Below are 4,619 nucleotides of genomic sequence, written 5' to 3' on the forward strand. Positions count from 1 at the left end.
AACACCCTCAACCAGTATTCGCTCGCCGTGGGCTCGCCGCTCTCGGCTCTGCAGCGGCTGCTGCTCTGCGCGATGAAGGTCGATCAGATGGTCGATGCGGTGCTCGAGGAGATCGCCGAAGGCCGCAAGCCGATGATCACCTTCCACTCGACGAACGAGGCGCTGCTTCGCGAATTTGCGAAAGGCCCCGAAGGCAGGATTTCCGATGAGGCCATGGCCGAGGCTACCGGCCTGACCCTCAAGGACCAGATCCGCCGCGTCCATGACTCGCTCTACCGCGTGAAGGACAACGACGAGGTGACCGATGCGCGGGACCTCTACCCGCATGTCCGCGAAACGGCCCAGCGGGTGGAGCAGATGATCGAAGCCTTGCCGGATTCGCTGGCGGTTTCCCCGCTCGACGCGTTGATCGAGCGCCTCGAGGCGAACGGGCTTGCCGTAGGCGAGATCTCGGGCCGTGGCCTGTGCTACCGCGACGGCCATATCCAGCGCCGCCAGGGCCGCAAGCGGCGGGAGACGATCGACGCCTACAACGCGGGTGAGATCGATGTGATCCTGTTCAACCAGGCCGGCGCGACCGGCGGCTCGTTCCATGCCAGCCCGGACTTCAAGGATCAGCGCCCCCGGACTCAGCTCGAGTTCGAGACCCCGCTCGACATCATCAAGTATATTCAGGCACTCGGCCGCGGAAACCGCTACGGCCAGCTCCACAAGCCGCGTGTGCGAGCCGTCTCGACCGGCCTCACGCCGGAGATGCGGATCGACCAGCAGAAGAACAACAAGCTGCGCTCGGTCGGTGCCAGCGTGGATGGCAACCGTGCGCACCCGATGCTGGTCGAGAAGGTTCCGGACCTGCTCAACAAGGTCGGCGACCAGGCCGCGCGCAACGTGCTCGTCTCGGTTCCGGCCATCGCCCGCCGTCTCGGCTTCTCCGAGTTCGCCGAGGACACCACGGCAAATGCCGAGGGGATCGCGGCCGTCGGCAACGAGACCATCGACGAAGGGGCAGGTGGCGTGACGAGCGGCATCGAGAGCCTCGCGAACAAGGCCATGGTCCGCAGTGGCTCGCTGCTGTCGCATGAGCAGAACGAATTCATGCAGCGGCTCTTCCTCGAGTTCGAGGCGCTGATCGAAGAGCTCGACAGCCGCAACGCCAACCCGCTCAAGCCAAAGATGCTCGACGGGCGCGTCGAAATCGTCGCGACCGGCATCTTCTCGGGCCAGGAGGCCGAGGAGGGGGATCTTTCGCGGTCCGCCTTCACCTCGCCGCTCTACATTTCCACCGGCATCCATCATTTCGATGAGGAAGCCTGGAACGGGGACAAGCTGGTCGAGAAGGTCGACGAATGCCGCCGCCTCTATGGATCGGACGGCTTCAAGCCCTATGCCGAGCGCCTGACCCAGAACCTGCCGAACCTGCTGCGGCCGCTACTGCCGGAGGGGGTCACCCTCGAGGAAGCCATGGAAGACCCGAACACCGCCGGCATGCGTTTCCGCAACAAGTTCGAGAAGATGTCGGACCTCGCCTGGGTGCTGGAGAACATGGTGCCCGGCGCCACGATCGGCCTGCCCATGGATGAGGACGACCGTGGCCAGATCCGGCGCGTGATCGTCGGCCTCGTGCCGCCCGCCAACCCGGCGCATTACGACCTGCCCTCGGCCTACAAGGTCGACACCGTGGCGCCCGGCTTCTCGAAGCCCGAGCGCATGTCGCTGTCGCGGATCATGAGCTACCGAATGGAAACCCTGCGCTTCGGCATGGGGATCTCGGATGGAACGAGCGCGAGCTTCCTCGAGGAGTATGACCGTGCCTCTCTGGTGACGCGCCGCCTGCCCGTGCAGATCCTGCACGGCAACATCCTCGAGGCGATCGCGACCTCCGCGCAGCACGATCTCGGCTCGGTGTCCCTCTATCGCGACACCGAGGGCCGGATCCACCGCGGCATCGTCGTGCAGAAGGCCAAGATCAACATGGAGCATCTGCCGGTCGAGGTGCATTCCTCGCGCATCGCCGCCGAGCTCACCTACCGCTACCTCGAGGACCGGCTGCCCAATGAGCTGGTCATCGATCGCATGACCAATCGCAAAACCAGCATGACCCTCTGGGGAATGATGAGCCCGAAGACCACGCCTGGCGCGGCCATCGACGCCGACATTCGGATCACGATGGGTATGGCCTTCGCGAATTTCGATCTGGTCCCGCTGCGCAAGACGAACCGGGACTGGTTCGCGGAGCGCCCGGGTCTCTTCGAAGCGCTCTACGACAAGGCGCTGCCCGAAAAGAAGGACATCCGGACCCGGGGCCTGCGCGGCGATAACCCGAACCATGCTGGTTTCGTCCGCTTTGACATCCGCACCGAGGAGGGACGTCGGAAGGCTGTCCAGATCATCTCGATGCTCGATGATGCCGGGCTGATGGTGTCGGGCAAGCTGCGCGGCGCGGTCAACGATGTGACCAACGACATGGAACGGATGATGGGCATGAACGGCGCCGGTCACGAGATCGAGGACGCGGAGGTGATCCAGGAGGTGCCCGCGCCGGCCCAGGAAGGCGTCGATGTCGCCGCCCAGGCCCTGCTCGCGGCCGGCGTCGACCAGCCCGACGCACGCCGCCCCGTCGAGGAGATCCTCGCGCGCAACGACGAAGTCGATGAAGCGCCCGTGGACGATCTCGACATGGACGATATTCAGTGGTGATGAAATGAAGCTCAAATTCGAAAAGACGCAGGCCGGCAACCGGGTCGACATCCACTTCGTAGAAGACCGGGAGAACCCGTGCTGGGGGATCATGTCGCTCGATACCCGGACCCACGAGCTAAAGGGAATGATCGGCGATCGTCCCGGCGGCGCCATCTCCAACGTGCGCCCGGTGAAGATGGCCAACCAGGACATCACGGAGGAAAGCGTGGAGGCCTTCTGCGTGCTCGCCCTGGCGCAGGTCACCGGCAACCCGATCATCGCCGAGCAGGACGCCACGGCCGAGCCCGCCAGCCGCGAAAGCGCGCTCAGCGCCTTCGACGCTTTCCTCAATCGCGGCGCCGAGGTCCGCCCGGCCATGGCCCCGCGCGCGGAGCCGCGGATCGAGGTGAGCCGCCCCATGATCAACCGGTTGCGCACCTACCTGCGCGAAATGCCGGGCGGTCAGGGCAGGGTGCCCCTGCGACCCCGCTTCATCAATGTCGGTGGGGCGCTGCCCGGCCTCAATGCGCACCGGATGCAGCGCGGGATCGCCGCGCGCTACCCGGAGGTCGCGCCGCCCGATCTGAACCTCGAGGCGGCCGAAACCGCGCTGGCGGGTGCCACCCGCCCCAGTTCCGCCGCCGTCACCTATTACGGCGGCCACGGGATCGATCCGGCCGAGCGCAAGGATGGCACCGTCGCGCGCTACCGCGCCCAGGCGGCCGCGAGCTATCCCGTCTTCGCCGGGATCATCGCCGACAGCCCCGCGCTGGCGAAGGCCGTGGATGCCGGGGAGCCGATCCAGCCCCTGCTGAGCGAGCGCACCGGCCTGGGCAAGGCGGCCCTGAAGCGCATGTCGAAACTGACGGCGCCGATGCCCGCCGGTCCGGCCTTCGAGACACGCCAGGACATGCATGGCGAGGACGCGCTCGGGGTCGATCGCCAGCGCCGTTTCGCCACCTCGGCCCGGGTCGAGCTTTCCGACAGCCTGCGTCATCTGGCGACGATGCCGCCCGATCGGACGCCGCAGACCGATGAAGCCTGGCTGCGCTACAACGATGTGCTGGCAGGCTGCGCCATTCCGTTGCACAACGCGTTCGGCATCCCTGTCTCCGACGTGCTGATGGCAGCCAAGGGGGACTGGGTGCGCTTTCACGAGACGCTCGCCCGTGCGGCCGATTTCGAACCCGGTCAGTTCGACCGCGCCACGATCGCCTTGACCACGATGGACGCGATCGAGGTGGTCGATAGCATCGCGAGACAGGCCGTGCTGCCGCAGATCTTCAAATCGATCGAGAGCACTGGCCGCGAGCTGCCCGAGATCGCTCATGAATGGGTGGATCGCGGCTTCATGGCAAGCTTCACGATCGTCGCCGGCTCCGCGAAGAACGTCGCGCGGGACCTCTTCGAGACGGCACGGCGCTATTCGAGCCGCATCCCGGCCCTCATGACTGCGATCAACGGACCTGAGCCCGATGTCTCCGCGGCCGAAGCTTGGACCGACGACAGCTTCCCGGTGCTCAGCGACGAGTTCCGGGCGAGCAACGGACTGGTGGTCCGGCCCTTCCGGAACCACGAGATGATGCGCGAGGAAAGCCGCCGTCTCGGGCACTGCGTGGGCTACGCCTACCTGCACTCGGCAAAGCAGGCCTCGAGCCACATCTACTCCGTGCAGGACGAGAGCGGTGAGATCAGCCATTCGACCATCGAGCTCGCGGGGATCCGCGGCGAGGATGCGGCCGAGATCCGCTCGAACCTTCGGAGCGTCCAGCACCGAGCGGAGAACAACTCCACTCCGTCAGAGGAAGCCCGCGCCGCAGCGCGCGAGTTCCTCGCAAGCCTGAAGAGCGGCGCGCTAGCAGCCAACTTCGACGAGATCCTCAGCTACCGCGAAGCGCTCCGCGCGCAGCGCGAGGCCCGTGGTCACGATGGACGGAATG

The 4,619-nt window shown here is 66.2% G+C and carries 2 protein-coding genes; both read left to right on the top strand.

Annotated elements, in window-relative coordinates; translation table 11 throughout:
• Positions 1-2,697 (top strand): strawberry notch C-terminal domain-containing protein (locus tag ACFDS3_RS19155; RefSeq protein WP_375263941.1); only part of this gene is annotated, 2,697 nt, incomplete at its 5' end.
• A gap of 4 nt (positions 2,698-2,701) precedes the next feature.
• A partial coding sequence (locus tag ACFDS3_RS19160) for a hypothetical protein (protein WP_375263942.1) occupies positions 2,702-4,619 on the top strand: 1,918 nt, incomplete at its 3' end.

The organism is Palleronia sp. (assembly GCF_042089775.1).
GTDB lineage: Bacteria > Pseudomonadota > Alphaproteobacteria > Rhodobacterales > Rhodobacteraceae > Palleronia.